Annotated in this window: 22 protein-coding genes; 11 read left to right on the top strand and 11 right to left on the bottom strand. The window is 31.0% G+C overall.

Annotated features, from left to right (window positions below; translation table 11 throughout):
- Positions 1-12: 12 nt before the first annotated feature.
- A complete protein-coding gene (locus tag CW733_RS03875; RefSeq protein ID WP_100995881.1) occupies positions 13-2,220 on the top strand; it encodes a TonB-dependent receptor in 2,208 nt (735 codons plus the stop codon).
- A gap of 159 nt (positions 2,221-2,379) precedes the next feature.
- Positions 2,380-3,144: a CDP-alcohol phosphatidyltransferase family protein gene (locus tag CW733_RS03870; protein ID WP_100995879.1), complete on the top strand. Its 765-nt coding sequence runs from the start codon at positions 2,380-2,382 to the stop codon at positions 3,142-3,144.
- 52 nt (positions 3,145-3,196) lie between these two features.
- Here the strand turns inward: CW733_RS03870 and bcp are convergent, their stop codons facing one another.
- Positions 3,197-3,652, bottom strand: a complete 456-nt coding sequence (bcp, locus tag CW733_RS03865; RefSeq protein WP_100998650.1) for a thioredoxin-dependent thiol peroxidase — start codon at positions 3,650-3,652, stop codon at positions 3,197-3,199.
- Positions 3,653-3,697: 45 nt separating this feature from the next.
- Here bcp and nth point away from each other — a divergent pair, with 45 nt between their 5' ends.
- Together nth and CW733_RS03855 are read left to right on the top strand one after the other, a co-directional pair.
- Positions 3,698-4,354 (top strand): endonuclease III, encoded by a 657-nt coding sequence (nth, locus tag CW733_RS03860; protein WP_100995877.1) that lies wholly within the window; start codon positions 3,698-3,700, stop codon positions 4,352-4,354.
- A gap of 54 nt (positions 4,355-4,408) precedes the next feature.
- The gene (locus CW733_RS03855) at positions 4,409-4,957 is read left to right on the top strand and encodes a hypothetical protein (protein WP_100995875.1); all 549 of its coding nucleotides are present in this window, start codon (positions 4,409-4,411) and stop codon (positions 4,955-4,957) included.
- A 225-nt stretch (positions 4,958-5,182) separates the two neighbouring features.
- Here CW733_RS03855 and CW733_RS03850 read toward each other — a convergent pair whose 3' ends face one another.
- Positions 5,183-5,767, bottom strand: a complete 585-nt coding sequence (locus tag CW733_RS03850) for an RNA polymerase sigma factor (protein WP_100995873.1) — start codon at positions 5,765-5,767, stop codon at positions 5,183-5,185.
- Positions 5,768-5,999: 232 nt separating this feature from the next.
- On the opposite strand from CW733_RS03850, the gene uvrA reads away from it, so the two are divergent.
- Together uvrA and CW733_RS03840 are read left to right on the top strand one after the other, a co-directional pair.
- The gene (gene uvrA, locus CW733_RS03845) at positions 6,000-8,786 is read left to right on the top strand and encodes an excinuclease ABC subunit UvrA (protein WP_100995871.1); all 2,787 of its coding nucleotides are present in this window, start codon (positions 6,000-6,002) and stop codon (positions 8,784-8,786) included.
- Between the two features lie 4 nt (positions 8,787-8,790).
- Positions 8,791-9,384, top strand: a complete 594-nt coding sequence (locus tag CW733_RS03840) for a hypothetical protein (protein WP_100995869.1) — start codon at positions 8,791-8,793, stop codon at positions 9,382-9,384.
- Here CW733_RS03840 and CW733_RS03835 read toward each other — a convergent pair.
- Positions 9,371-10,438: a DUF3667 domain-containing protein gene (locus tag CW733_RS03835; protein WP_100995867.1), complete on the bottom strand. Its 1,068-nt coding sequence runs from the start codon at positions 10,436-10,438 to the stop codon at positions 9,371-9,373. The genes CW733_RS03840 and CW733_RS03835 overlap by 14 nt on opposite strands.
- Positions 10,439-10,642: 204 nt before the next feature.
- Here CW733_RS03835 and CW733_RS03830 point away from each other — a divergent pair, with 204 nt between their 5' ends.
- On the top strand, positions 10,643-11,365 hold the full coding sequence (locus CW733_RS03830; RefSeq protein ID WP_100995865.1) for a hypothetical protein: 723 nt from the start codon (positions 10,643-10,645) through the stop codon (positions 11,363-11,365).
- Positions 11,366-11,440: 75 nt separating this feature from the next.
- Here CW733_RS03830 and CW733_RS03825 read toward each other — a convergent pair whose 3' ends face one another.
- Positions 11,441-12,055, bottom strand: coding sequence for a DEAD/DEAH box helicase (locus CW733_RS03825; protein ID WP_100995863.1), 615 nt, complete (start codon positions 12,053-12,055; stop codon positions 11,441-11,443).
- 126 nt (positions 12,056-12,181) lie between these two features.
- Between CW733_RS03825 and CW733_RS03820 the strand changes: the two genes are divergently transcribed.
- A complete protein-coding gene (locus CW733_RS03820; RefSeq protein WP_100995861.1) occupies positions 12,182-13,294 on the top strand; it encodes a hypothetical protein in 1,113 nt (370 codons plus the stop codon).
- Positions 13,295-13,395: 101 nt separating this feature from the next.
- Here the strand turns inward: CW733_RS03820 and CW733_RS03815 are convergent, their stop codons facing one another.
- From CW733_RS03815 to CW733_RS03800, 4 genes are read right to left on the bottom strand one after another with little or no spacing between them, the layout of a single operon-like run.
- Positions 13,396-14,850 carry a polysaccharide biosynthesis C-terminal domain-containing protein gene (locus CW733_RS03815; RefSeq protein WP_100995859.1) on the bottom strand — a complete coding sequence of 485 codons (1,455 nt, stop codon included), beginning with the start codon at positions 14,848-14,850 and terminating at the stop codon, positions 13,396-13,398.
- 43 nt (positions 14,851-14,893) lie between these two features.
- A complete protein-coding gene (locus CW733_RS03810) occupies positions 14,894-16,180 on the bottom strand; it encodes a glycosyltransferase (protein WP_100995857.1) in 1,287 nt (428 codons plus the stop codon).
- Positions 16,173-18,683, bottom strand: coding sequence for a YfhO family protein (locus CW733_RS03805; RefSeq protein ID WP_100995855.1), 2,511 nt, complete (start codon positions 18,681-18,683; stop codon positions 16,173-16,175). Before CW733_RS03805 ends, CW733_RS03810 begins: the two co-directional genes overlap by 8 nt.
- A 30-nt stretch (positions 18,684-18,713) precedes the next feature.
- The gene (locus CW733_RS03800) at positions 18,714-18,980 is read right to left on the bottom strand and encodes a DUF4834 family protein (RefSeq protein WP_100995853.1); all 267 of its coding nucleotides are present in this window, start codon (positions 18,978-18,980) and stop codon (positions 18,714-18,716) included.
- Positions 18,981-19,098: 118 nt separating this feature from the next.
- On the opposite strand from CW733_RS03800, the gene CW733_RS03795 reads away from it, so the two are divergent.
- A complete protein-coding gene (locus tag CW733_RS03795) occupies positions 19,099-20,124 on the top strand; it encodes a transporter (RefSeq protein WP_100995851.1) in 1,026 nt (341 codons plus the stop codon).
- Positions 20,125-20,129: 5 nt separating this feature from the next.
- Positions 20,130-21,251 carry a GNAT family N-acetyltransferase gene (locus CW733_RS03790; protein ID WP_100998649.1) on the top strand — a complete coding sequence of 374 codons (1,122 nt, stop codon included), beginning with the start codon at positions 20,130-20,132 and terminating at the stop codon, positions 21,249-21,251.
- A 72-nt stretch (positions 21,252-21,323) separates the two neighbouring features.
- On the opposite strand, the gene CW733_RS03785 is transcribed toward CW733_RS03790, so the two are convergent.
- The 3 genes from CW733_RS03785 to CW733_RS03775 all read right to left on the bottom strand — a co-directional run bounded on the left by CW733_RS03785 (position 21,324) and on the right by CW733_RS03775 (position 25,905).
- The gene (locus CW733_RS03785) at positions 21,324-22,583 is read right to left on the bottom strand and encodes an aminotransferase class I/II-fold pyridoxal phosphate-dependent enzyme (RefSeq protein ID WP_100995849.1); all 1,260 of its coding nucleotides are present in this window, start codon (positions 22,581-22,583) and stop codon (positions 21,324-21,326) included.
- Positions 22,584-22,723: 140 nt separating this feature from the next.
- A complete protein-coding gene (locus tag CW733_RS03780) occupies positions 22,724-23,764 on the bottom strand; it encodes a PLP-dependent cysteine synthase family protein (protein ID WP_100995846.1) in 1,041 nt (346 codons plus the stop codon).
- Between the two features lie 71 nt (positions 23,765-23,835).
- Positions 23,836-25,905: a S9 family peptidase gene (locus CW733_RS03775; protein WP_100995844.1), complete on the bottom strand. Its 2,070-nt coding sequence runs from the start codon at positions 25,903-25,905 to the stop codon at positions 23,836-23,838.
- Positions 25,906-26,074: 169 nt separating this feature from the next.
- Between CW733_RS03775 and CW733_RS03770 the strand changes: the two genes are divergently transcribed.
- The gene (locus tag CW733_RS03770; protein WP_100995842.1) at positions 26,075-26,398 is read left to right on the top strand and encodes a YbaB/EbfC family nucleoid-associated protein; all 324 of its coding nucleotides are present in this window, start codon (positions 26,075-26,077) and stop codon (positions 26,396-26,398) included.
- The last annotated feature ends 216 nt before the right edge of the window (positions 26,399-26,614 follow it).

Here is a 26,614-nt window from a genome sequence, read left to right as displayed (position 1 = left end):
AAAATTATAAATATGAAATATTTAATTTTAGTTGTCGCATTCATGGCAACTAACTGCGTATTAGCGCAACAAACAATAACAGGTAAAGTTACAGACAATTTCACTCAAGAACCTTTAGAGGATGTAACTGTATATTTTGCACAACTTGAAAAAGGCACAATTACAAATAGTGAAGGATTATTTAATCTTTCTGGATTACCAGAAGGTAATCAAACCATTATTTTTTCTATTCTTGGTTTTGAAACCGTTTCAAAAACCATAAATCTTCCATTAAAAGGTACTTTAAATATAGCACTTAACTCTTCCGCAATAGAAATGGAAGAGCTCATTATTTCTACTCCTTTTCATAGATTACAAAGTGACAACGTTATGAAAGTAGAACGCGAAAGCATGTCTGCTTTAAAACAAAACGGAGCTGTAACATTAGCAGATGGTATTACAAGTATTGCAGGAGTAGAAAGTATTTCTACAGGATTAAGCATTGGTAAACCTGTAATTCGTGGCTTAAGTTCTAACCGTGTTTTAGTTTATGCACAAGGCGTTAGATTAGAAAATCAACAATTTGGAGGCGAACATGGATTAGGAATAAATGGCTCAGGAATTGAGAGTGTAGAAATTATAAAAGGACCTGCTTCTCTACTCTATGGTAGCGATGCGATTGGTGGTGTATTATACATTAACCCAGAACGTTTTGCTGTGCAAAATACTTCTTCAGCCGATTTTAATACCAATTATTATAGTAATACTAAAGGCTATAGCACAAATGTAGGTTACAAATCGTCATCAGATAATTTTAAATTTCTGTTTAGAGGAAGTCTGGCTGAACATTCCGATTATAAAACTGAAGATTATCGTGTTACAAACACGCGATTTAGAGAACAAGATTTTAAGGCTGGTTTAGGCTACCAAAAAGAAGGATTTAAAACCGATTTCCGTTACAACGTCAATCATTCAAAATTAGGATTACCTGAAGAAATTGGAGAACAATCTACTGCAAAAACGCCATTGTTACCTTATCAAGATTTAACAAATCATATTTTTAGCTCTAAATCTAAAGTGTTTTTTAATAATTCTAGTCTAGATGTAAACTTAGGCTACACTTATAATGATAGGAAGGAGTTTGAAGAACACCATGACGAAGAGGAACATGACGAAGCACATGAAGATGAAGTGCTAGCTGCTGCTTTACATATGAAACTAAAAACAGCGAATTATAATATTAAATATAATTTACCAACACTTGGTAAATTTGAAACTATAGTTGGTGTTCAAGGCATGCACCAAATCAATTCTAATTATGGTGAAGAGCAATTAATTCCTGATGCAACAACTAACGATTTTGGCATTTTAGCAACATCACATATTCATTTTAATAAAGTAGATGTGCAATTAGGAGCGCGTTACGATAACCGAAATATAAATGTGATTGACGGTCTAAACAAAGAATTTAATAGTATAAATGCTGCTATAGGAGCAAAAACAAATCTCACAGAAAAAGTAGTAGCAAGATTAAATATTGCTTCTGGTTTTAGAGCTCCAAATTTAGCAGAACTCACTAGTTTTGGATCTCACGAAGGTACAAACCGATTTGAAATAGGAAATACTAACTTAAAAAATGAGCAGAACTTCCAAGCAGATTTAGCTTTAGAATATAAAAATGAACATGTTGAAGTTTTTGCTAACGGATTTTATAATAGTATAAATAACTACATTTATCTTACTCCAAACGGGACTTTTATAAACGAAGATCCTGTTTTTAATTACTTACAGCAAAATGCAAATTTATATGGAGGAGAGTTTGGTTTACATTTTCATCCTCATCCTTTAGATTGGTTACACTTCGAGAGTAGTTTCGAGACTGTAACTGGAAAACAAGACAATGGCGATTATTTACCATTAATTCCTGCTAATAGTTTAACAAACACTATTCGTGTAGAATTTGATAAAAAATGGATTAATAAAAGCTATGCTTTTGTAAAACTAAAAAACACTTTCCAGCAAAATAATGTAAGTAATTTTGAAACTCCAACAGGTAGTTACACTTTGTTAAGCGCAGGATTTGGTGGTGATTTTACGGTGTTTAACAATCGGTTATCATTATCTGTTTCTGGTAATAATTTAACTAATAAAACATACATTAATCATTTATCGCGTTTAAAAGGTGACGGTGTTTTTAATATAGGACGCAACATTAACGTTGGATTGAGCTATAAAATATAACGAGTTCAAAATTTTAACAAAACCCAATAGTTTCATTTTTAATTATTGGGTTTTATTGTTTTACTATTGGGGTAATCAATTGTGATGTTGTATCTTTGAAGTGACTTACACAATCTTGTAAACAGGTATATTCCACAGTACAGATTTCTATGAAAACATATGTCAAAACTACCCAAGGAGCATAAATTTATTGATCTTTCAGATTATGGAAGACCAATAGCCAGAGTTATTGCAAACAGCTTAAAAAACACAACACTCACTCCTATTCATGTTACTATTGGCTTTATAATTTCTGGATTATTAGCCATTTATTGTATTCTTAATAACCACTATGAATTAGCTGCATTTTTTCTAATTTTAAAATCTATTTTAGATGCTGCAGATGGTGAACTAGCTCGTGTTAAACAAACACCATCTTATACTGGACGGTTTTTAGATTCAATCTCAGACATTATTTTAAACTTTTTAATTTTCATTACAATCTGCTATATCACAGATACCAGTATCTGGCTTACCATACTTGCTTTTTTAGGAATACAATTGCAAGGCACACTATACAATTACTATTATGTTATTTTAAGGAACAAATTTGATGGAGACACAACAAGTCGTGTGTTTGAAGACAAAATACCAATTGCCTTACCTGGTGAAAAACAAAAACATGTTACTTTCCTTTTTAAGTTATATAAAATATTATATGGTGCATTTGATAGTATTATCTATAAACTAGACCATAATGCTAGCAAAGGCAAAATATTCCCTAATTGGTTAATGTCTAGCATTTCTACCTTTGGATTAGGCTTTCAATTACTAATAATTGCTGTAATGTTAGTATTAGGGTTTAAGCAATTTATTATTCCTTTCTTTTTAATCTATACTCTAATGGTTTTTGTGTTTATTGGTATTAGAAAGATTTTCTACTAAAAAAGCACCCTAAAAAGAGTGCTTCATTTATATATTTATTTACTTCTGTAGATTATAACTCAAGAATTTGCGCAGCATGATCTTTAGTTTTTACCTTATCAATAACATGAACTATTATTCCATTCTCATCTACTAAAAAAGTTTTTCTATGGATGCCATCATAAGTTTTACCCATAAATTTCTTTTCTCCCCAAACTCCAAAAGCTTCAAGAACTTCTTTGTTTTCATCTGCTAATAAATCAAAAGGAAAACCATACTTTTCTTTAAATTTAGTTTGGCGTTTTTCAGAATCTGCACTTACACCTAATATCTCGTAGCCTTTATCCTGTAAAGCTTTATAATTATCTGTTAAATTACAAGCTTCTGCTGTACAACCAGGTGTACTTGCTTTAGGATAAAAAAATATTACTAATTTTTTTCCTTTAAAATCTGATAAAGACACTGGATTACCATCTTGATTATTTACTGTAAAACCTGGTACTTTATCGCCTTGCTTTAATGTATTCATAGTTGTAATTTTGCTTTTCATTTATATGTCTCAAAAATACAACTAATGACTAAACAAGAAAAGGTAGATTTCGTTATAGAAACGTTAAATAAATTATATCCCGAAATTCCTATTCCGTTAGACCATAAAGACCCTTACACTCTTTTAATTGCTGTATTATTATCTGCACAATGTACAGACGTTCGTGTAAATAAAATTACACCTTTGCTATTTGCAAAAGCAGATAATCCTCATGATATGATAAAAATGAGCGTAGAAGAAATCAAAGAAATTATTAGACCCTGCGGATTATCACCAATGAAAAGTAAAGGGATTCATGGTTTATCCCATATATTAATTGACAAACATAATGGTGAAGTACCACAAAGTTTTAAATACTTGGAAGAACTTCCTGCCGTTGGACATAAAACAGCAAGTGTAGTGATGTCTCAAGCTTTTGATGTCCCAGCATTTCCAGTAGACACACATATACACAGGTTAATGTATAGATGGAACTTAACAAACGGAAAGAACGTTACCCAAACAGAAAAAGACGCTAAACGATTGTTTCCTGAAGAAACTTGGAACGACTTACATCTTCAAATTATTTGGTATGGCAGAGAGTACTCTCCTGCTCGCGGTTGGGATTTAGATAAGGATATTATAACTAAGACTATTGGAAGAAGTACTGTTTTAAAGGATTATGAGAAGTCTAAAAGATAACGAAACATCAAATATAGTGGCTTAATAATTGATGTTATGAAGAAAATCTAACCAATGAAAAACGTTCTTATAATACTTGCAATACTATTATTTACGACCTCTTGCTTCCCTGTAAAAATTGCTCCAAATATTGAAACCCATAAAATAACAACAGCTAAAAAGTTTAAAAGAAAACTCCCAAAAGAGGCTTCTTTTATTTTTAATGATCCTAAAAATGCTGGAGAATTCTACGATTATTTAAATGCTAAATATAATTTAGATCATGTTAATGTAGGAGCAAATACACCTTTTAATATTGGTAATGAAACCTATTATTTATCATATAGAGAAGCAGAAAGAGAAACGAAAACTATTAATCTAGCATTAGCAGCTATAGATGCTAAAAGAGAATCTAATGGAAATTCAAGACTTTTTGAAGATGATTACTCTAAAAGAGTAGGTATATGGTATATTTTATTAACTGTTTACGATGATGATTTTAACAACTGTTTAAAACCAGAGTATACAAATAATAAAAAAGTGGTTTTATATTTAGAAGCAATTAGAAAAGAATACTTAAGGACTCAAAACTATTTAGAATTACAATTCAAAAAAAAGTCCTGATTCTCATCAGGGCTTTTTCAGTCTAATTCAGAAGTGCTTCAAACTTCATTTTTTTATAATTTATAACACTTAAAGCCTTGGAATAATTAAGAATGAAACTAATGGTTTCTTCTTTAGGGATCATTTTATTATTTGTTTTAGAATTCTCAGAGTAAATTTTCGCCATGTATTTATTTGTTTATTTCAAATAGATAACGCAGTATTTATTCTAATATTGTATTATTCCTAATTGGTTAAAATAATATTATGCTTTTCTATAACTTTACGCATATTAATTAATGCATAACGCATACGTCCTAAAGCTGTATTAATACTAACTCCAGTACGTTCTGATATTTCTTTAAAACTCATATCCTGATACATACGCATTACCAAAACTTCCTTTTGGTCGTCTGGTAATTCTTCTATTAAACGCCTTACATCTTCCTCAACCTGCTCCTTAATAATTGCTTTTTCAGCATTTAAACTCGTATCACTTAATACAGAAAAAATACTAAAATCTCCACTATTTTGAAACTTTGGCATACGATTACTCTTTCTAAAATGATCGATTACCAAATTATGTGAAATACGCATAACCCAAGGTAAAAATTTACCTTCTTCGTTATATTTCCCTAATTTAAGTGTACGAATAACCTTAATAAACGTGTCTTGAAAAACATCTTCAGCAACATCTCTATCGTAAACTTTCGAGTAGATAAAACTGTAAATACGTTGTTTGTGTCTTTTAATTAAAACTTCTAGAGAAGATTCGTCGCCTTTCATATAACTACTTACTAGAGTAGCATCTGAGATAAGTTCTTTACGCATAATCATTACTTTTAATAGCAGAAGTTAGGGCTTCAGCTTGGGTTAATTAATTTAAAAAGTAATGTTGCGTTATAGGCTTTGTAATAAGATTATTAATATTGAGGTAAATATAACGACAATCATTCCGTAAAAACAAAAAAAATTAAATTTTTAACATTTTATTGTGCAATAAACTGTTTTATAAGCTCCTATTTAAGTGTTATCTTTGTTCTCCTTTTAGATTAAAACACTTATGAACACTAAGCTTTCCGAAGTAAACCCTAAACATAATATTATTATAAAAGGTGCTAGATTGCACAACCTAAAAAATATTGATGTTGTAATACCAAGAAACAAATTAGTTGTAATTACCGGTTTATCTGGTTCTGGAAAGTCTAGTTTAGCGTTCGATACTTTGTATGCAGAAGGTCAAAGACGCTATGTAGAAAGCCTTTCAAGCTACGCTAGGCAATTTTTAGGGCGTTTAAATAAACCGAAAGTAGATTATATAAAAGGCATTGCACCAGCTATTGCCATTGAGCAAAAAGTGAATTCTACAAATCCGCGTTCAACCGTAGGTACAACTACAGAAATTTACGATTATTTTAAGTTATTATTCGCAAGAATTGGTAAAACCATTTCGCCAGTTTCTGGGCTAGAAGTAAAAAAAGATAGCGTTACAGATGTTTTAAATTATATAAAATCTATAGCTCAAGGCGAAAAACTACTACTCCTCGCTCCTATTCATTTAGAAGAAGGGCGTGAAATGAATGACAAACTTAAAGCATTGAATGCGCAAGGTTATGCTAGAATTAAAGCCAATGGAGAGGTTTTACGATTGGATAAAGCTGAAGGTATTACCGAAAAAACCAAAAATCTCTTTTTAGTAGTTGATAGAATTGTAACAAAAGATGACGAAGATTTCTACAATAGATTAGCAGATGCTATACAGACTGCATTTTTTGAAGGTAAAGGCGAATGTTTTATAGAACAATTAAGTGATAACACAACGCGACAGTTTTCTAATAAATTTGAATTAGATGGCATTACTTTTTTAGAACCTAACGTACATTTATTTAGTTTTAATAATCCTTATGGCGCTTGCCCAAAATGTGAAGGTTATGGAGATGTTATTGGTATTGACGACGATTTAGTAATTCCAAATACAGCATTATCTGTTTACGAAAATGCTATTTTTCCTTGGAGAGGAGAAAGTATGAGTTGGTATCGCGATCAACTGGTTAATAATTGTCATAAATTCAATTTTCCTATACACAAACCATACTTTGAATTAGAGCAAAAAGACAAAGACTTAATTTGGACAGGGAATAAGTATTTTGAAGGTTTAAACTCTTTTTTTACTGAGCTAGAAAGTAAAGCTTATAAAATACAGAATCGAGTAATGTTATCGCGTTACAGAGGTAAAACGAAATGTAAAATTTGTAATGGTAAACGTTTAAGACCTGAAGCAAATTATGTAAAAATAGCAGGTGCTACTTTAACCGATTTGGTAGAAATGCCTTTAGATAAACTAACCGTTTTCTTTAAAGAATTAGAACTTAACGATCACGATACAACTATTGCAAAACGATTATTAAAAGAGATTGAAAACCGTTTGGCTTTTTTATCTAACGTTGGTTTAGATTATTTAACATTAAACAGAAAATCGAATACTTTATCTGGTGGAGAAAGTCAGCGAATAAACTTAGCAACATCACTTGGTAGTAGCCTTGTTGGCTCTATGTATATTTTAGACGAACCTAGCATTGGCTTACATCCTAAAGATACTGAAAGACTTATTTTAGTATTGAAAGCATTACGCGATTTAGGAAATACAGTAATTGTTGTCGAGCATGATGAAGACATTATGAAAGAAGCCGACGAAATTATAGATATTGGACCAGAAGCCGGAACTCTTGGTGGACATGTAGTTGCCACAGGAACGTTTAAAGACATTTTAGCTTCAGATTCGTTAACTGCACAATATTTAAATGAAACGCTTAAAATTGAAGTCCCAAAGAAACGACGCACTTCTAAATACAGTATTGAAATAAAAGGTGCTAGAGAGAACAACTTAAAAAATATAGATGTAAGTTTTCCTTTAGGAATGCTAACTGTTATTACAGGTGTTTCTGGAAGCGGAAAGAGTACTTTAGTAAAAAAAATTTTATATCCTGCAATACAAAAGAAGCTTACTGGATTTGGAGATAAACCTGGACAATTTTCAGAATTAAAAGGAAACTTTAGTAATATTAAACATATTGAGTTTGTAGACCAGAATCCTATTGGTCGTTCTTCGCGTTCAAATCCTGTAACTTATATTAAGGCTTACGATGATATTCGTGCACTTTACAGCAAGCAAAAACTAAGTACTATTAGAAATTATGCTGCAAAACATTTTAGTTTTAATGTGGATGGAGGACGTTGCGAAACCTGTAAAGGAGATGGTGAAGTAACTATAGAAATGCAGTTTATGGCAGATGTGCATTTAGAATGTGAAACTTGTAAAGGCAAGCGTTTTAAAAAGGAAGTATTGGAAGTCACTTTTGCAGATAAAAATATAGATGATATTTTAAGCATGACTATTGATGATGCTATTTCGTTTTTTAACGATAACCATGTTACCAAAATAAAAAACAAACTACAACCCTTGCAAGATGTTGGCTTAGGGTATGTAACACTTGGACAAAGTTCTTCTACGCTTTCTGGCGGAGAAGCACAACGTATTAAATTAGCTTCATTTTTAGGAAAAGGAAACACTAAAGAAACTGCTCTTTTTATTTTTGATGAACCTACAACTGGATTACATTTTCATGATATTAAAAAGCTATTAAAGTCTTTTAATGCTTTAATTGAAAAAGGCCATTCTATAATTGTAGTAGAGCATAATTTAGAACTTATTAAATGTGCAGACCATATTATCGATTTAGGTCCAACTGGTGGCGAATATGGTGGGCAACTTGTTGCTTTTGGTACTCCTGAAGAAGTTGTGAAAGTTAGAGCATCTGAAACAGGCAAATATTTGAAAGAAAAATTATAGTCTTTTGGATATTGAAGACATAAAAATAAAAACTAAAATAAGTCCACTATCTAAAGGTGGTTCTAATTTTGAAACTCACGTTCTCTTTAAAAAAAATAATAGTGAACTTGTTATTAAACCTACATTTGGACTCGCTTTATTTGTAGCTGTCTTTACAATATTTAGCATCTGTTTTACAGGATTTCCACTTTACAAATTAATACATAACAAAACAGGCTCTTGGGAATTCAACACACTTTTGTTTGTTGCAGTAGGGTTGATTTTTTTCTGTGTTAGTATGTATTTACTATTCAATTATTTCTCGCCACATGGCTTTGATAAAACTTCCAATAGATATTACAGAGGCTTTAAAAGTATTCAAACTAAAATGTCTGTAGATATAAAATTAACAACCATTGTTGCAATACAAATAATTGGAGAAACAGTCTCAGACGAAGACGGTAACTTTAAAAGTTTTGAACTGAATATCATTTTAAATAATGCGGAAAGATTAAATGTTATTGACCATTCTAATCTTAGAGGTATTATTAACGATGCTGAAATTTTAAGCGAATTCTTAAATATCCCTATTTGGCACGCCGAATCTAATAAAACATAAAAGAAAATAATAGCACTAAAGCTGAAACGATAATTAGAATCGGAAAAAACATCATTGTAGATAAGCTTCCTTTTAAAAAGCTTTTAAACCATCCTTGTTTATAAAACTTTTTTAATGCTATTATAAGATAAAAGAAAACAGATAGAACAATTAAAGAGTCTATGTAATCTGGAATATCTACAATAAAGTTAGTAATAATAACAAGATTAAACACTGTAAATAAGAACGCAAAATAATAAAAACTAAACACTAAATGGTGTGCATAAAGTCCGCGTTTTCTATAAAACAACATCAATATTAAAGCAAAAATTGGTAGTATAAAAAACATTGCTATTGGAGCTGCGTCTAAAAATGCTAAAAGAATACCTCCTCCTTGTTTAGATTTAATAAACTTTAGTGCTTGGCTGTAAAGTCTTTTTGCAAAAGCACTATCATCTTCTTTTAAACCCATTTCTTTTAAAATCTCACTATCAGGGACTTTAGCTTCAATTAAAGAATCTATTTTCTTACCAGAAAAACTAAAGGTGTTTTTTTCATTATTAAAATTTTCATTATTAACTAAAGAATCGACTTGTTTATCTGTTATTCCTGTAAGATTTGAATTCTTTTTAAGTGCTATTCGTGCTTCTTCTATTAAAACAGAATCGACCATTACTTTTGCCTCCAACGCCTTTACAGACAATGAATCAATTTTTGTGTTTTTTTCAAACGATTGTGATAATCCTTTATCAAATTCATTTGCTCCTTTTTTTGCACTAAATGAAAATAAAAAGAAAAACAAAACGGCTGCAAAAAGATACATTTGCCCTGGATGTAAATACAATAAACGCTTTCCTGAAACAAATTTTGTAGCTAAATAACCTGGTCTTAATAATAAAGGAATAAAGCTCTTAAAAAAACGAGCGTCGAAAGAAAAATAATTACTAACAGTATTATAAAACAAAACACCTAAGGTCAATTCCTCTTTTTCATTCATTCCACAATGTGGACAAAAATCGAAATTCTCTCTAAAATCGTTTTCACAATTTTTACAGTTTTTGTATTGAATTGACATAGATTGGTTATGTTGATAAATGTAAATATAATATTAAAATCGAGTTTTTCAATATTAAATCCACTATTATCCTTTCATTAAAACCTTTTAAAACATCAACAAAATCAATAGTTAACAAGTTTGGCACGCGTATTGAAACATTAAAAGCAAATAGCGTAAGCCGAAAAGCTAAAGAGTAGGCACAAAATCTAAAACCTTAATACTATGAAAAAACTAGTACTATTATTTACAGCTTTGTTAATTGGATTAACAACTGTAACAGCAGCAGAAAAAGTTGAATCTGCATCGAAAGGTAAAGATTTAACAAGTAATCGCTACAACAATTACACACAACCAATTCAATTTACAGAGCGTGGTGTAGAATTTTTAATTTTCCCGGATGGAACTTTCGATTTTAATACACATATTGAAGACAACCATTATGATACTGGTTACGACACTGAATATTACAGAAAATCGAATACAAAAAGACGTTCTATTAATACCACTTTTGGTGCTCCTGGAACTCGAGTAAGATATACAACTCCAAGAAGTAGAGGAACAATTATTACACATGACGCTAGCGGAAAAGTAAGACGCATTGGTAATGTATTTGTAAATTATAACCGTATTGGGCAAGTTAAACGCTTAGGCAGTGTTTACATGAGATACAACCGAAGAGGCGTTTTAACACAAGTTGGTGGTCTACATTTAAAGTATAATAGGCGTGGACAATTAATAAGAATTATTGGTCAAGTAAACCACCATAATCATGGTTGTGGTATATGTGGAGGAACATCTTGTTCTACAAACCATTTTGGTAGTTCTCACCAACAAGATAACGATTGGGATAACAATTGGGATAATGACGACGACCATTACTATTATAAGAAAAACGGAAAAGTAACGAAGCAGAAAAAACTTAATAACGAAAAGAGAAAAAGATAATTTCTTCTGTAATTATTAAAATAGAAAAAATCCCACAGGCTTATGGCTTGTGGGATTTTTTATAATTGATATTATTTATTTAACCGAAACAACCTGCGCACGATACATAAAGGTATCTTCAAAACGTTTCAATCTTGGGCTTAATTTTTCGGCAAAAACAAGATATTGACATTTATCTATACTTTCTGGAATACGGTTAATTGCGGCAAAATAGAGTCCTTTTTCAGCAAATTCTGCATCTTCTATAATGTATAATTTTAATTGACTTAAGTCTAAACTATTCATTAAATAGAGCTTGTTTAACCGTTTTGGCGTTGCAATTAAGATATCTTGTCCGTAATAAATTTCTTCACGTTGTTGATCTAGTGTTTGCTCATCGTAAGCTGTGTAAACTCTAAGCGTTCTTGGTTTTATAAACTTCTCGAATTCTTCTTTAAGTTTTAGAGCTTGAGCTTTTGTCTCTACTAAAATTAAAGCACGAGGCGCATCACCAACAGCTTTACATTTTAATTTTTGTAAAACGCTAATTACAATAGTAGTAGTTTTCCCGCAGCCTTTACTACCAATACAGAATACGTTAGCACCTCCTTTAATTACAGGTAATGCTTTCTTTTGCAATGGTGTTGGTGCTTCAAAATCGTTGATTTCTAAAGCTTCTAAAATTTCTGGGTTTAATTTTTTAAAAGACATAAATGCTTACTATCGTTAAGTATGGTGCGAAACTACGTGTTATTCTTCGGTTTACAAAACTACATCCTTTTAGTTTTGGCACGATGCTTGCATTTTAGCTAATATTCAATCTTAAAAACAAACATTATGAAACACTTAATCTACCTATTCTCAGCTTTACTCCTTACGAGTTTTACTGTTAATGCAGACGAAACTAATAACCTAGACGCTTTAGAAAGCAATATATCAACCTCTTATAGAGGTTATGGAAAATCTTTTATTTTTAATGAACAAGGTATAGAATTTTCTATTTATGCAGATGGTCAGTTTGATTTTTACATGCCTAATTATGGTCCTAAAGTAAATGTAACTGTTGGTTCTCCAAATGTAAATATTAGTTTTAACTCTGGTTACGATTATGGTTCTTATGTACAATACGATGAGTTTGGAGCCATTATTCAAATTGAAAACACACCTATTTATTATGATTATTATGGAAGAATAAGCCAAGCTGGAGATGTACGCATAAACTACAATAGTAGAGGTTATATTACTAGTGTTGGTGGATTATATGTCCATTATAACAGATACAATGCATTCGATTACTGTTCTGGTTACATAAACGTTTACAATAGAGCTTATGTTTACAGACCATGGCACATGTATTATGCAGCACCAAGTTTTAACTATTGTGTAGTTTTTAACAGTCCTTACAGACAATATTACACACCTATTCGTTATAACTACAATAGACCTTATACAAACAATTACAGACGTAGTACTGCTGTTGCAAGCCGAAGAGGTAATACAGTAACAAGAAACAGAAGCTATGCTTCTAGAACAGAAGGTAGAACTCGTGTAGCTTCTACTCCAAGAACTAGAACACGTAACAATTCTACTAATTCTACACCTAGAACTAGAGGTAATAATGTAACAGCACCAAGAACGCAAACACGTGGTAACACAACAACATCTACATCAAGACCTAGAGTAAATACAGCAACAAAACCAAGAACGCAAACTCGTGGTAATACAACAACATCTACATCAAGACCTAGAGTAAATACAGCAACAAAACCAAGAACGCAAACTCGTACTAAATCAAAGACATCTACACCAAGAACTAGAACAACACAACGTAGCACTTCTAGAACTCAAAATAGAGTTGCATCTACAAGTAGAAGTACACAATCTAGAACATCTAGACCTTCTTCAAGTACTAATCGCTCATCGTCTAGAAACAAATCTAGTCGTAGATAAAACAAAAGGTATTTATACCAAAAAACCTGCTGCCTTGTTTCCCAAAGCAAGTAGCAGGTTTTTTTACGCAAAACTTGTTTCAGTATCTCTATAACCTGAAACTATCTTCTCAGTATTTTATTTAGAATATTAGAAATGTCTTCTGAAAATCTAAACCTATAGACTACAAATCCATAAATAACAGTAACTATAAAAGATTTAATAATGATATTAATTATAGGATGAAAACTGAATTCCCAAAAGTAAAACGAAGCTGACAGTACTAAGATTAGCAATAATGAATACAATGTATTTACCGAAAATGGGTGCATTTTAAACTTCAAATTTACATACCACACTTTTAAACTTCCATATAATAGCATTGCTAAAAATGTAGCTATTGCTGCTCCATTAATATCGTATATTGGAATTAATATGTAATTTAGAATAACTGCTACTACAATAATTAATACGCCAAAAAAGAGTATGATTCTATAGTAGTTAGAATTAAAAATGATAGAATTATTAATACCCAAAAGATTATCAGATAATTTTACGGTTGCAATTATTATAACTACATACAAAGCCTGACTATATTCTGGCTTTAACATCTCATATAATTGATTGATATTTACTATAATTAATATAAAAATAAGACCACTAACAATTATAAGGTTTAAAGAAGATTTTTTATATAAATCTGCTAATGAAATCTTATCATTCTCATTTAAATACTTAGCTGTTAAAGGATATGTAATTTGATGCATAGCTCTTGCAGGTACTGCAATTACAGCAGCTACAAATACAGCAACATTAAAATAAGCAATTTTTTTTATTTCAATAAGTTTTCCTAACATCGTTTTATCTAGATCTAGCATAAGCATAGCCACAGATCCAGCGATAATAATAAGAAAGCTATACTTTAAAACAGAAAACACCTCAAAATTAAATTTAAAATCGAGCTTTGGGAATCTTATACTAAAAGCATAAAGTTTCATAATCACCATTCTCACTACATAAACTATTGCAATCGCAGTAATAAACTGTTCTACAGTGAGTAATTGATAATGTAACGCTAGTAATAAAAACAAAATACAAACACGATGAAAAATCTCTTTCATTATGTTACCAAAAGCACTTTTAAAATGAATTTTACTCCACGCAAAAAACACCTCAAAATAGGCCATTGCAACAGCAATAACAAAAATTAAGTATGTATAATCTTTAATAATTGCATTTTCTGAAGCTAACCAATTACTAATAGCCTCATAACTAAAAACACCAATAAAACCAATAGGTATAATAGCTATTAAAGGCAAAAAGAGCATTAGTGTAAGAAAACTGTTTTGTTGTTTTTTTGTTTTATAAGACGAATAGAATTTTACTAACGTATTACTAACACCAAACATAAAAAACGGCATCATTACATTAGCAGTAGATAACAAATACCCAACTAAACCGTAATATTCGGGAGTCATAAACTCTGTGTAGAGAAATAATGTATTTACAGCACCTATAGCAAAACCCAAATAGGTTGTGATAGTGTTTTGAATAGACTGTTTTATTACAATTCCCATAGCTTTTTAAAATTCCAAAATTAAAGTTTCAAATTTTATAAACTTACTCTTTAAGAATAACTTCGGATAGTTTTCTAGTTAAATTTTCTCTACTATATTGGCTTAATCCTATTGAATTCGTTTTTAAATTTCCAACTTTAAAGGCTTCAAAATGATTTAAAATTTTGGATTTTAAAGATTCTAAAGCATTATAATAAAAGTAATCTCCAGTGTTGGTTTTCTTGATTATTTTTTCGACATCTGAGCCAGTTGGTCCAATAGCAATTATTGGTCTATTAGATATCATGTACTCAAATAACTTTCCTGGAATAATTGCTTTTGTATCTTCAGAATCTATTTCAATTAATAATAATAATTGTGATTTTTTTTGAAAATTAATAGATTGATTATGTGAAACATATCCAACATTATTTACATAATTAGTTAAACCATATTTTTTTATATTTCTTATAACTTCTTCACTAACTAATCCTACTAAATTAAGCTTAAAACACTTTGCAAAGTCTTGGTTCTCATTCACCAATTCTTTTAAAACTTGCCATAAAATTTCTGGATTTCGTTTAGATAAAAACGAACCAATATGAGCTAAAGTAAATTCCGAATCTAATGTTACAACGCTGCTTTTTGTAACATCGTAACCATTTGTTATAACTTCTATTGGCTTATTAGTTAACTCTTGAAATTCTGTTTTAGTAACTGCACTAGTAACTATAATAGTGTCTGCTGTATTAAGTACTTCACTCTCTAGTTTTTTGTGCTTGTTTTTAGAGGCTTGTGTTAGTTTTAGTTGCTTATGGTAACCAATGGTTGTCCATGGATCTCTAAAATCTGCAATCCAATTAACACCTAATTGCTGTTTTAATTTTAAACCAATAATATGTAAACTATGTGGTGGACCTGTTGTAATAATGGTGTCTATCCCAAAGTCTTGAATATAAGTAGACAGATATCTTACAGATGGTTTTATCCAATTTTTTCTAGCATCTGGAATAAAAAAATTGCCACGAACAAAAAGCATTGCTTTTTGAACAAGACTTTGCTTCTTTTGTTCTGGAATAACACCTTTACTAATAGCTTTAGAGTCTTTAGAAAAGAAATTAGCAAGCTTATAAGGCTCATTAATTGGCTGCTTAAGTATTGTTATATCGCTTGATACTTCATCTAATAAACTATCGTCTGTTTGCGGATAGATAGGATTCGAAGGACAATAAACAATAGGCTCTATACCAAATTTAGGTAAATATTTTACGAATTTTAACCAGCGTTGTACTCCTGGTCCTCCAGCAGGTGGCCAATAATAAGTAATGATTAAAACTTTCTTTTTATTCATTTTTCTTTTTAAACTGAAAAAACAATCCTCCCAAAACAATTAGCCCTAATAAAATAGAACTCGTTAAAGCTATTGAACCTCCTGTTTTTACAACTTGTGGTTCAAACTTAAACTCAATTGTATGTTTTCCTTTAGGCATTTCCATACCTCTTAAAAGGTAGTTTACACGATTGTAATTCGTTATTTCGTTGTCTATATAAGCATTCCAACCGTTTGCGTAATACATTTCTGAAAATACGGCATAACCATTATTTAAATTGTTGGACTCGTATTTAATATAGTTAGGTTGGTATTCTAAAACTTTAATTGAAGCTAACGAATCTACAACATGATTAAATTGTGTTATAGCTTTATTAGGTACTGCTTGTGAAACAGTCTCATAAGTTTCTATAGAACTTCTGTCTACCACAGCTGTTTTCTTAGTATTCAAATCTAGTAAAGAAAGCATCTCTTCGTCTGCTGAATTAACTTCAGTAATATTGTCTACAAACCAAGCATTCCCATTGGCATCTGTATTTAAAAATGGATAAGGTTGTTTATTTTCATCTTCACTAATAATATACTTAACATTAAACATATTAAGCATTTCGGGATGTCTTGTAAATGGGAAGAAATTTGAAAGCTCATCAAAACGTTTCAGCTTTGCTGCATGATAACCATTTATAGTGTTATGAAAATATGGCGCAGATGTTGAACCTGTTGCCATAGCATTTACTTTTTGAGAAATTGCTCGTCCTGTACCAGAGCTAACATCGTACACTCTAAAATGTCCAGATTCGCTTAATATTTTCTTATCTGCATTATTAGCTTGAAAAGGTCTTTGCACCTCTCTGCTTGATACAAAATTCTCAGTATTTACATAGCGTCTATCTACACCAACCAAGTCGAAAAGAATTAAAGCAGCGAAGACAATAATAACTTTTCCTTCGGAAAGCTTTTGTTTTAAAAACATATAAATAGCTCCTGCTGAAAGTAATACTAGTAATAAAGTACGCAACGTATCTTTTGTGAAAATAGATTTTCTATCTGCTACAATCGCATCTACAAATGGTTGTCCACCACCTTGAGACCAACCTGTATCTCTTATACCTTCAAAATCTAAAACAATTCCTGTGTATCTTAATAATAAGAACAATAAACATAATCCTGTAGTGATTATTGCTGAAAATTTTAAAGCTTTAAATTTATCTTCATCTTTTTCGTAGTCATTAAATAGTCTAACTAATCCAAAGATTGCTAAAACAGGAATACAAAGTTCTAAAAGCACTTGTATTGAGGTAACTGCTCTAAATTTATCGTAAAGTGGCACAAAATTAATGAAGAAGTCTGTTAAGAAACCTAGGTTTTTTCCATAAGACAACAACAACGCCAAAATTGAACCAGCAACTAACCACCATTTTAATCTTCCTTTCACAAGAAATAATGCAAATACAAAAAGAAATAATACTACAGCTCCAACATAAGCTGGCGCTTCTACTATTGGTTGGTTTCCCCAATAAGTAGGAACAGATTTAGCAGCTTCAGCAGCATCCAAAGGAGGAACACCTTGACTTCTATAAAATTCATAAAAAGCAGATTCTTTACCTAAGTCTTCTCCCATTCCGCCACCTAAAAATCTAGGAATAAAAAGATTAAAGGTCTCAAGATATCCGTAACTGTATTCTGTTATTTTTTCTTTTGCTAAACCAGAACTAATGTCTTTTTTAGGTGAGCCATCAGGATTTATGGTTAACTCTGTCTTACTACGTGTACTTTCTTTAGCATATTCTTGTGTTGCCATAATATTGGCAGCGTTTAAACCAATAGCAAGAATTACTGCAGTAAATAAAATACCAACCGATTTAAAAAAATGTGGTAATACTTTTTTCTTATAAGCATCAATTAAATACACAATGCCAAGTACAATAACTAGTAGCATTAAATAATACGTCATTTGAAAATGATTCGCCACCAATTCTAATCCCATGGCAATAGCAGTAACAATAAAACCAAGTATATATTTCTTTCTAAAGGTTAAAACTATTCCGCTTAAAACCAAAGGCATATAGGCAATAGCATGTGCTTTACTATTATGTCCTACACCTAAAATAATAATTAAATAGGTTGAAAAACCAAAAGCTAATGAGCCAAGTGCTGCAAGTTTATAATCTACTTTTAAACATAATAATAGAATATAAAACCCAACAAAATATAAGAAAAGATAATCTGCTGGACGTGGTAAAAAACGAAGTCCTAAATCAAGATTTTTAATATAAGTATGTGGATATCTAGCTCCTAATTGATAGGTTGGCATACCACCAAAAGCACTATTAGTCCAATACGCTTCTTCACCAGTATTCGCTTTAAAATCGCGTTGCTGTTTAGCCATACCATTATATTGCAAAATATCACTTTGTAATATTTGTTTACCTTGTAAGACAGGGCTAAAATAGGCTAATGACAGAATAACAAACCCTACAAACACAAGTAAATGTGGTAAGATTTTTTTTAAAGTTAATTGCATAAATAATAGTATGATTCTTAAAACCGAAAATTAATCAATTTCCTCGTAATCTACATATTCACCAACCGTTTTGTTTGAAGATTTATTTTCAGGCATTTTATCTATAGAGATTTCACCTTCTTGTTGCTTTGGTTGTTCCTGTTTTTGTTGATTGCCAAAACCACGAAATTGTCCTCCAAAACGCTCGGTTGCTTTTTTTGTGAAATATTTAAGTATAAAGGGTCCAAAAAATCTAGATAAGATTTTGAATCCGTAATAAAATAACAATATTATAAGTATGGTCTTTAGTAATCCCATAGAAAAATCAAAATATTAAATGTTGTTATACAAAAATACAACTCTTGTTGAGTAATTTCAGATTTATTTACTTAAAAAATATATAAAATCTCTATATTTGAAGCTAAACCTAGAACTTATGTTTTTAAATAAAACCTATTTAACTATAGTCCTGTGTATTGCTGGTTTAACAGCACATGCGCAATATACAGAAGTTATTAATTCTAATCGACCTGGTGTTTCTAGGTCTGCTTTTTCCGTTGGTACAAATGTTGTCCAGTTTGAAGCTGGTCCATATACAGTAAAAGAAGAACACACACCTTTAAAATATGATGTATCTGGTTTTGGAGTTGATTTTGCAGCACGTTATGGCTTACTTTTTCCTCAATTAGAAATTAATATAGAAGGTGTTTATCAAAATGATACACAAACAGATTACCGTTCTACAATACCTTTAGACTTAAAGCGTTCTAATTTTAAAAACCTAACACTTGGTGCTAAATATTTAGTTTACGATCCTTATAAAAATGCAGGTGAAGAAAAACCAAATATTTTTAGTTACCATGCGAACAAACGTTTTAAATGGAGTAATTTAATTCCTGCTGTTGCCGTTTATGTTGGCGCAAACTTTGATTCTGCAGATAATCCATACACTGCTCCTGGAGTAGAAGGTTTTAGCCCTAAAGTAATGGTTGCAACACAAAATAATTTTGCTAGCGGTTGGGTATTGGTAATGAACTTTTCTAAAGATAGAATTGGAACCGATTTTTCAGATTTTCAATACATAATTACTTTAACAAAAGCTATTAATGAGCAATGGGTTTTGTTTGGAGAAACACAAGGAATACATAGTGATTTTTATGCAGACAATCTTTTTAGATTTGGTGGCGCTTATCTTTGGGGCAAAGATTTTCAGTTAGATACAGCCGTAACGTTTAATACTAAAGATACGCCTTCAGTTTTCGGATTAAATTTAGGAGTTTCTTATCGTTTAGATTTCCATAAAGATCCAGGAATGGATAATGGAACATCTGCAGAAGAAGAGGCAGAACGTAAAGCCAATAAAAAACGTAAGAAGAATAAAAAGAAAGGTGATGATGCTTCTCCTGACAGCGATAACAAACGTAAAAAAGAAACTCAGGACATAGATTTTGATGATGAGTAATGCCTATGATTACAACTAAACTAGTAACTACCAAAAAGGACTTAAAGACCTTTGTTAAATTTCCGTTTTCGCTATATAAGGACTCTAAATACTGGGTCCCTCCTATTATTAGCCAAGAGATGGAGACTTTTAACAAAGACAAGAACCCTATTTTTAATGATGCTGAAACCACATTAATTCTTGCCTATAAAGGCGATAAACTTGTTGGTCGCGTAGCAGCCATTATTAATTGGTTGGAAGTAAAAAACCAAAAACATCTTAAAATGCGTTTTGGTTGGTTCGATTTCATAGATGATTTAGAAGTGTCTAAAGCGCTATTAAATGAAGTAAATAGAATTGGAAAACAACATAATCTAGAATATACTGAAGGCCCAGTTGGGTTTTCGAATTTAGATAAAGTTGGAGTGATGACCGAAGGTTTCGACCAAATTAGTAATATGATAACTTGGTACAACCATGAGTATTATGTAAAACATTACGAAGCACATGGTTTTACTGTAGAAAAAAGTTATTCTGAAAGCAAATTTCCTTTTGTAAACGTAAAACCTGAAAATTTTAAAAAAGCGCAAGAGCTTATAAAAAGACGCTACAAATTAACTGCATTACAACTTACTAAAACATCTGAAGTGATGCCTTACGTCGATAAAATGTTCGATTTGTTTAATGCTTCTTATGAAAGTTTATCTTCTTTTGTTGAAATAACAGACATACAAAAAGCGTATTTTAAAAAGAAATTTATCTCATTTGTAAATCCCGAATACATAAAGTTTGTAGTAGACGAAAATGATGATATGGTCGCCTTTGCTATTGTAATGCCAAGATTTGCATCTGCATTACAAGAGATGAATGGCAAATTGTTTCCTTTTGGTTTTGCTAAATTATTAAAAGCAAAAAAACATAGCAAAGATGTAGTTTTCTACTTAATTGGTGTGCATCCAGAATATCAAAACAAAGGTATTCATGCCGTGATATTTAATGAATACTATGAAACATTCAGGCAAAAAGGAATTATTAATTGCTACAGAACTCCAGAGTTAGAAGATAATGAAGCTATCCATAAAATTTGGAAACATATTGAAACTGTTGTAGTAAAACGTAGAAAAACATTTAGAAAGAATATTATTTAAGACTTTTTAACAAAATAAAAAAAATCCAATTCTTACGAATTGGATTTTTTTTATAATAGGTTGAAATAGAAATTATTCTCCCATTGCTTTTATTAAAGCAGCAGACATTCTTTTATAAGTTCCATTTTCTAAACGTGTTCTAATAGCATCAAAAGCATCTAATGTTTCATTTACATCTTGAATTGTATGTGTTGCTGTAGGAATCATACGTAATAATATTAATCCTTTTGGTATTACTGGATATACTACAATAGAACAGAAAATACCGTAATTCTCACGTAAATCTCTTACTAAAGCCATAGCTTCAGGAATACTTCCTTTCAAGTAAACTGGTGTAACACAACTTTGTGTTGTACCAATATCGAATCCTCTTTCTTTTAGTCCTGATTGTAATGCATCTACAATTTTCCATAAGTTTTCTTTTAACTCAGGCATTGTACGTAACATATCTAAACGCTTTAAAGCACCTACTACCAATTGCATTTGCAAAGATTTTGCAAACATTTGAGAACGCAAGTTATACTTTAAATAGTCTATAATTTCTTTATCTGCAGCAATAAAAGCTCCAGTACTAGCCATAGATTTTGCGAAAGTTGCAAAATAAACGTCTATATCATCTTGAACTCCTTGCTCTTCTCCTGCTCCAGCACCTGTTTTACCAAGTGTACCAAAACCGTGAGCATCATCAACAAAAAATCTAAAGTTATATTTTTTCTTAAGAGCAACAATTTCTTTTAAACGTCCTTGTTCTCCACGCATACCAAAAACACCTTCAGAAATTACTAAAATTCCTCCTCCAGTTGTTTCTGCCATTTTTGTAGCACGCTCTAAGTTTTTTTCTAAACTTTCAATATCGTTGTGCTTGTAAGTAAAGCGTTTACCGTGGTGTAATCTCACACCATCAATAATACATGCATGTGCATCTACATCGTAAACAATAACATCGTCTTTAGCTACTAAAGCATCTACAGTAGATACCATACCTTGGTATCCAAAATTTAATAAATATGAAGCTTCTTTGTTAACAAAGGCTGCTAATTCATTTTGAAGTTGTTCGTGTAACTCCGTATGACCAGACATCATTCTAGCTCCCATTGGGTAAGCCGAACCATATGCAGCTCCTGCTTCAGCATCAACCTTACGCACTTCTGGATGATTTGCTAAACCTAAGTAATCGTTAATACTCCATGTAATAACATCTTTACCTTGGAATTTCATTCGGTTAGATATTTGTCCTTCCAGCTTTGGAAAAACAAAATAACCTTCAGCTTGCTCAGCCCATTTTCCTAATGGTCCTTTATCTTTATATATTTTTGCGAATAAATCTTTCATCTGTACTTTGTTAGTTTAGAATTTACAAAATTAAGCAATTCTACGTTTTTTGCATAATATTTTCACACTCAATTAACAACATAAAAAAAACTGACACCATTTTACTAGTATCAGCTTCGATATTTATTATAAAATCACTTTTATTTTATGAATTGAATACTTTGTGCTGCTTCCGCATTTACGCTATCAAAAAAGCCTTGTTCTCTCATCCATTTATCGCTATAAATCTTACTCATATAGCGTGATCCATGATCTGGAAAAATAACAACTATATTATCTGAATCTTTAAACTCACCAGATGCACTTAGTTGTTTTATAGCTTGCATTGCTGCTCCAGAAGTATAGCCTACAAAAAGGCCTTCGGTTTTTGCTATTTCTCTTGCTGTATGTGCACTTTCTTCGTCTGTAACTTTTACAAACTTATCAATAGCGTCAAAATCTGTTGCTGTTGGAATTAAATTTTTACCTAAACCTTCAATACGATATGGATAAATTTCTTTATCATCGAACTCTCTAGTTTCATGATATTTTTTTAATACAGAACCAAAAGCATCAACACCAATAACTTTAATATTTGGATTTTGTTCCTTTAAATACTTAGCAGTACCCGAAATAGTTCCTCCAGTACCACTACAAGCTACTAAATGTGTTATTTTACCTCCAGTTTGATTCCAAATTTCTGGTCCAGTTGAAGCATAATGTGCATCTATATTTAACTGATTGAAATATTGGTTTATATAAACTGAACCTTTCATTTCATCGTGTAAACGTTTTGCTACTTGGTAGTAAGACCTTGGATCGTCTGCGCTAACATTTGCTGGGCAAACATAAACCTTGGCTCCCATATTCTTTAGCATATCTATTTTATCTGCTGAAGATTTTGAGCTTACTGCAAGAATACAATCGTAACCTTTAATAACACTTACCATTGCAATACTAAACCCTGTATTACCAGAAGTAGTCTCAATAATAGTGTCACCAGGCTTTAATATACCTTGCTTTTCTGCTTGTTCAATAATGTATAGTGCTATTCTGTCTTTTGAAGAATGTCCTGGATTGAAAGCTTCAACCTTAGCTAAAAAATTTCCTTTAAATTCCGAAGTCATTTTTTTTAGTTTTATCATTGGTGTATTGCCAATTAAGTCCAATACATTATCAAAAACCTGTTTGTCGTGTGTCATAAACAATATTTGATCAGTTACTTTTAGTTAGAAATGCAACTTAAAACCTTGCAAAAATAAGACTTTTTTTTTTAACAGTTAATTCCTTCTAAATCAAGTAAAAACGCATATTCTAATGCTACTTCTTTTAAACTTTCAAAACGCCCTGATGCTCCACCATGTCCAGCTTCCATGTCTACATAAAACAATAATTTGTTAGTGTCTGTTTTCAATTCTCTTAATTTTGCTACCCATTTTGCTGGTTCGAAATATTGTACTTGAGAATCGTGTAAACCTGTTGTAACTAAAATGTTTGGATAATTTTTAGGCGTCACATTATCGTAAGGTGAGTACGATTTCATATAATCATAGTATTTTTTATCATTTGGGTTTCCCCATTCATCGTACTCTCCCGTTGTTAATGGTATAGTATCGTCTAGCATTGTCGTTACAACATCTACAAAAGGTACTGCGGCAATTACGCCATTATATAACTCTGGATTTAAGTTAATTATAGTTCCCATTAATAAGCCACCTGCACTTCCTCCCATAGCATATAAATGCTGTGGAGATGTATAATTTTCTTCTATTAAAAAATTAGAACAATCTATGAAATCTGTAAAAGTGTTCATTTTAGTAAGTAATTTACCATTTTCGTACCATTCTCTGCCTAAATACTCTCCTCCTCTTATATGTGAGATTACATAAATAAAGCCTCTATCTAATAGACTTAATCTAATGGTAGAAAAATATGGATCTATTGTTGAACCGTAAGAGCCATAAGAATATTGTAAAACAGGATTTTTACCGTTTAATTCTATTCCTTTTTTATAAACTATAGACATTGGTACTTTTACACCATCACGAGCTGTTGCCCAAATACGCTTAGATTCATAATTATTTTTATTAAACTCACCTCCTAAAACTTCTTGTTCTTTCTTTACCGTTTTAGCCTTTGTTTTAAAATTGTAATCTATTACAGAACTTGGTGTTGTTAATGAGTTATATCCATAACGCAATTCGTTACTATTAAAATCCGGGTTGTTACCTAAACCAGCGGTATAGGTTTCGTTATCGAATGCTAAATGATAATCTTCTTCACCATTCCAGCTAATAATTCTTATTTTATTTAGCCCGTTTTCACGTTCACTTACTACAAGATAATCTTTAAAGATTTCTATATCTTCTAGTAGAACTTCTTTTCTATGTGGTAGCACATCATTCCAATTTTCCTTTGCGGTATTGATTTCAGATGTTTTTTGAAGCTTAAAATTAGTGGCATCATCCTTATTCGTAATAATATAGAAACTATCCTTATAATGTGCGATTGAGTATTCTAATTCGCGTTCTCTTTCTTGAAATACTTTAAATTCACCATCAGGTGTATCTGCTTTTAAAATGCGATATTCTGAAGTTAATGTACTCGAAGATCCAATAACGATATACTTTTTAGATTTTGTTTTATACACAAATGAATTAAATGTATCATCTGTCTCATTAAAGATCAAAATATCTTTTGATGCTTCGGTATATAATTTATGTTTGTATATTTTGTCTGAACGCAAGGTTACTTCATCTTTCTTGGTATAAAACAATGTTTTATTATCGTTTGCCCAAGTAGAACTCCCAGTTGTATTTTCTATTTTATCTGGAAAAACTTCACCTGTCTTTAAACTCTTAATTTGAAGCGTGTATTGTCTTCTACTCACTGTATCTAAGGCAAAACTAGCCATTGTATTATCGGGACTTATTGACACTCCTCCTAACTTAAAATAAGCATGATCTTTAGCCATTTCGTTACAATCGAAAATAATTTCTTCTGGTGCTTCTAAAGTTTCTTTTTTTCTTGTATAAATAGGATAGTCTTTTCCTTTTTCGAATTTAGTAACGTACCAATATCCATTTAGTTTGTATGGCACAGAACTATCATCCTCTTTTATTCTACCTTTCATTTCCTCAAAAAGGTCTTTTTGAAATGTTTCTGTATGCTTTAAAACAGATTTAGTATAAGTGTTTTCTGCATTAAGATGATCTATAACATTTTGATCTTCTCTATCGTTCATCCAGAAATAATTATCGATACGTATATCGTTATGTTTCTCTAGAGACTTCGCTATTTTTTTTGCAATTGGAGGATTGATTACTATTGTAGATTCTGACATGTTTTGATTTTGATTACAAGATTATGTTACATCATTAATAAAAGATTTAACATGCAACAAAAGTAAAACTTAAAGCTAATAAAAGTGTTGGATTTTTCAATAGATATTATATTGGTTATTAACTATTGAATTTTATAAATTTGCAGCTACATTAATACAAAATAAAATTATGTTTGGAGATTTAGCAGGAATGATGGGTAAACTTAAAGAAACTCAACAAAAAGTAGAGGACACTAAAATAAGATTAAACACTGTTTTAGTAGATGAAGAAAGCAACGACGGTTTATTAAAAGTAACCTTAACTGCAAATAGAACAATAAAAGCTATTACAATAGAAGATTCTTTATTAGAAGATAAAGAGCAATTAGAAGATTATTTAATACTAACTCTAAACAAAGCGATCGAAAAGGCCTCTCAAATTAATGAAGCAGAATTAGCTGCGGTAGCAAAAGACGGTATGCCTAGTATTCCAGGAATGGATATGTTTAAATAAATAGTTTAAGCATTAAATAATACTATTATTAATAAAGCCTCACTCAATATAAATATTGAATGAGGCTTTATTTTATAAATACAATTACGAATATTAGAGTATGCTATTTAAGGGCATTAAAGTAAATACTTCTATAATACCAAAAAGTATATATCTAACTACACCAAGTTATAGGCTTTTAAGTATATAACAAAAAAAAGAAGCCCGAAGGCTTCT

Origin of the sequence: Lacinutrix sp. Bg11-31, assembly GCF_002831665.1 — a bacterium.
Lineage (GTDB): Bacteria > Bacteroidota > Bacteroidia > Flavobacteriales > Flavobacteriaceae > Lacinutrix.
The sequence above is the reverse complement of the archived record's forward strand: the minus strand, read 5'-3'. Positions and strand labels throughout refer to the sequence as shown.

Excerpts from the sequence above, each read along its gene's own strand:
- CW733_RS03875 (WP_100995881.1), top strand. The coding sequence starts at position 13 with ATGAAATATTTAATTTTAGTTGTCGCATTCATGGCAACTAACTGCGTA.
- CW733_RS03870 (WP_100995879.1), top strand. The coding sequence starts at position 2,380 with ATGTCAAAACTACCCAAGGAGCATAAATTTATTGATCTTTCAGATTAT.
- bcp (WP_100998650.1), bottom strand. The coding sequence starts at position 3,652 with ATGAATACATTAAAGCAAGGCGATAAAGTACCAGGTTTTACAGTAAAT.
- nth (WP_100995877.1), top strand. The coding sequence starts at position 3,698 with ATGACTAAACAAGAAAAGGTAGATTTCGTTATAGAAACGTTAAATAAA.
- CW733_RS03855 (WP_100995875.1), top strand. The coding sequence starts at position 4,409 with ATGAAAAACGTTCTTATAATACTTGCAATACTATTATTTACGACCTCT.
- CW733_RS03850 (WP_100995873.1), bottom strand. The coding sequence starts at position 5,767 with ATGCGTAAAGAACTTATCTCAGATGCTACTCTAGTAAGTAGTTATATG.
- uvrA (WP_100995871.1), top strand. The coding sequence starts at position 6,000 with ATGAACACTAAGCTTTCCGAAGTAAACCCTAAACATAATATTATTATA.
- CW733_RS03835 (WP_100995867.1), bottom strand. The coding sequence starts at position 10,438 with ATGTCAATTCAATACAAAAACTGTAAAAATTGTGAAAACGATTTTAGA.
- CW733_RS03830 (WP_100995865.1), top strand. The coding sequence starts at position 10,643 with ATGAAAAAACTAGTACTATTATTTACAGCTTTGTTAATTGGATTAACA.
- CW733_RS03825 (WP_100995863.1), bottom strand. The coding sequence starts at position 12,055 with ATGTCTTTTAAAAAATTAAACCCAGAAATTTTAGAAGCTTTAGAAATC.
- CW733_RS03820 (WP_100995861.1), top strand. The coding sequence starts at position 12,182 with ATGAAACACTTAATCTACCTATTCTCAGCTTTACTCCTTACGAGTTTT.
- CW733_RS03815 (WP_100995859.1), bottom strand. The coding sequence starts at position 14,850 with ATGGGAATTGTAATAAAACAGTCTATTCAAAACACTATCACAACCTAT.
- CW733_RS03810 (WP_100995857.1), bottom strand. The coding sequence starts at position 16,180 with ATGAATAAAAAGAAAGTTTTAATCATTACTTATTATTGGCCACCTGCT.
- CW733_RS03805 (WP_100995855.1), bottom strand. The coding sequence starts at position 18,683 with ATGCAATTAACTTTAAAAAAAATCTTACCACATTTACTTGTGTTTGTA.
- CW733_RS03800 (WP_100995853.1), bottom strand. The coding sequence starts at position 18,980 with ATGGGATTACTAAAGACCATACTTATAATATTGTTATTTTATTACGGA.
- CW733_RS03795 (WP_100995851.1), top strand. The coding sequence starts at position 19,099 with ATGTTTTTAAATAAAACCTATTTAACTATAGTCCTGTGTATTGCTGGT.
- CW733_RS03790 (WP_100998649.1), top strand. The coding sequence starts at position 20,130 with ATGATTACAACTAAACTAGTAACTACCAAAAAGGACTTAAAGACCTTT.
- CW733_RS03785 (WP_100995849.1), bottom strand. The coding sequence starts at position 22,583 with ATGAAAGATTTATTCGCAAAAATATATAAAGATAAAGGACCATTAGGA.
- CW733_RS03780 (WP_100995846.1), bottom strand. The coding sequence starts at position 23,764 with ATGACACACGACAAACAGGTTTTTGATAATGTATTGGACTTAATTGGC.
- CW733_RS03775 (WP_100995844.1), bottom strand. The coding sequence starts at position 25,905 with ATGTCAGAATCTACAATAGTAATCAATCCTCCAATTGCAAAAAAAATA.
- CW733_RS03770 (WP_100995842.1), top strand. The coding sequence starts at position 26,075 with ATGTTTGGAGATTTAGCAGGAATGATGGGTAAACTTAAAGAAACTCAA.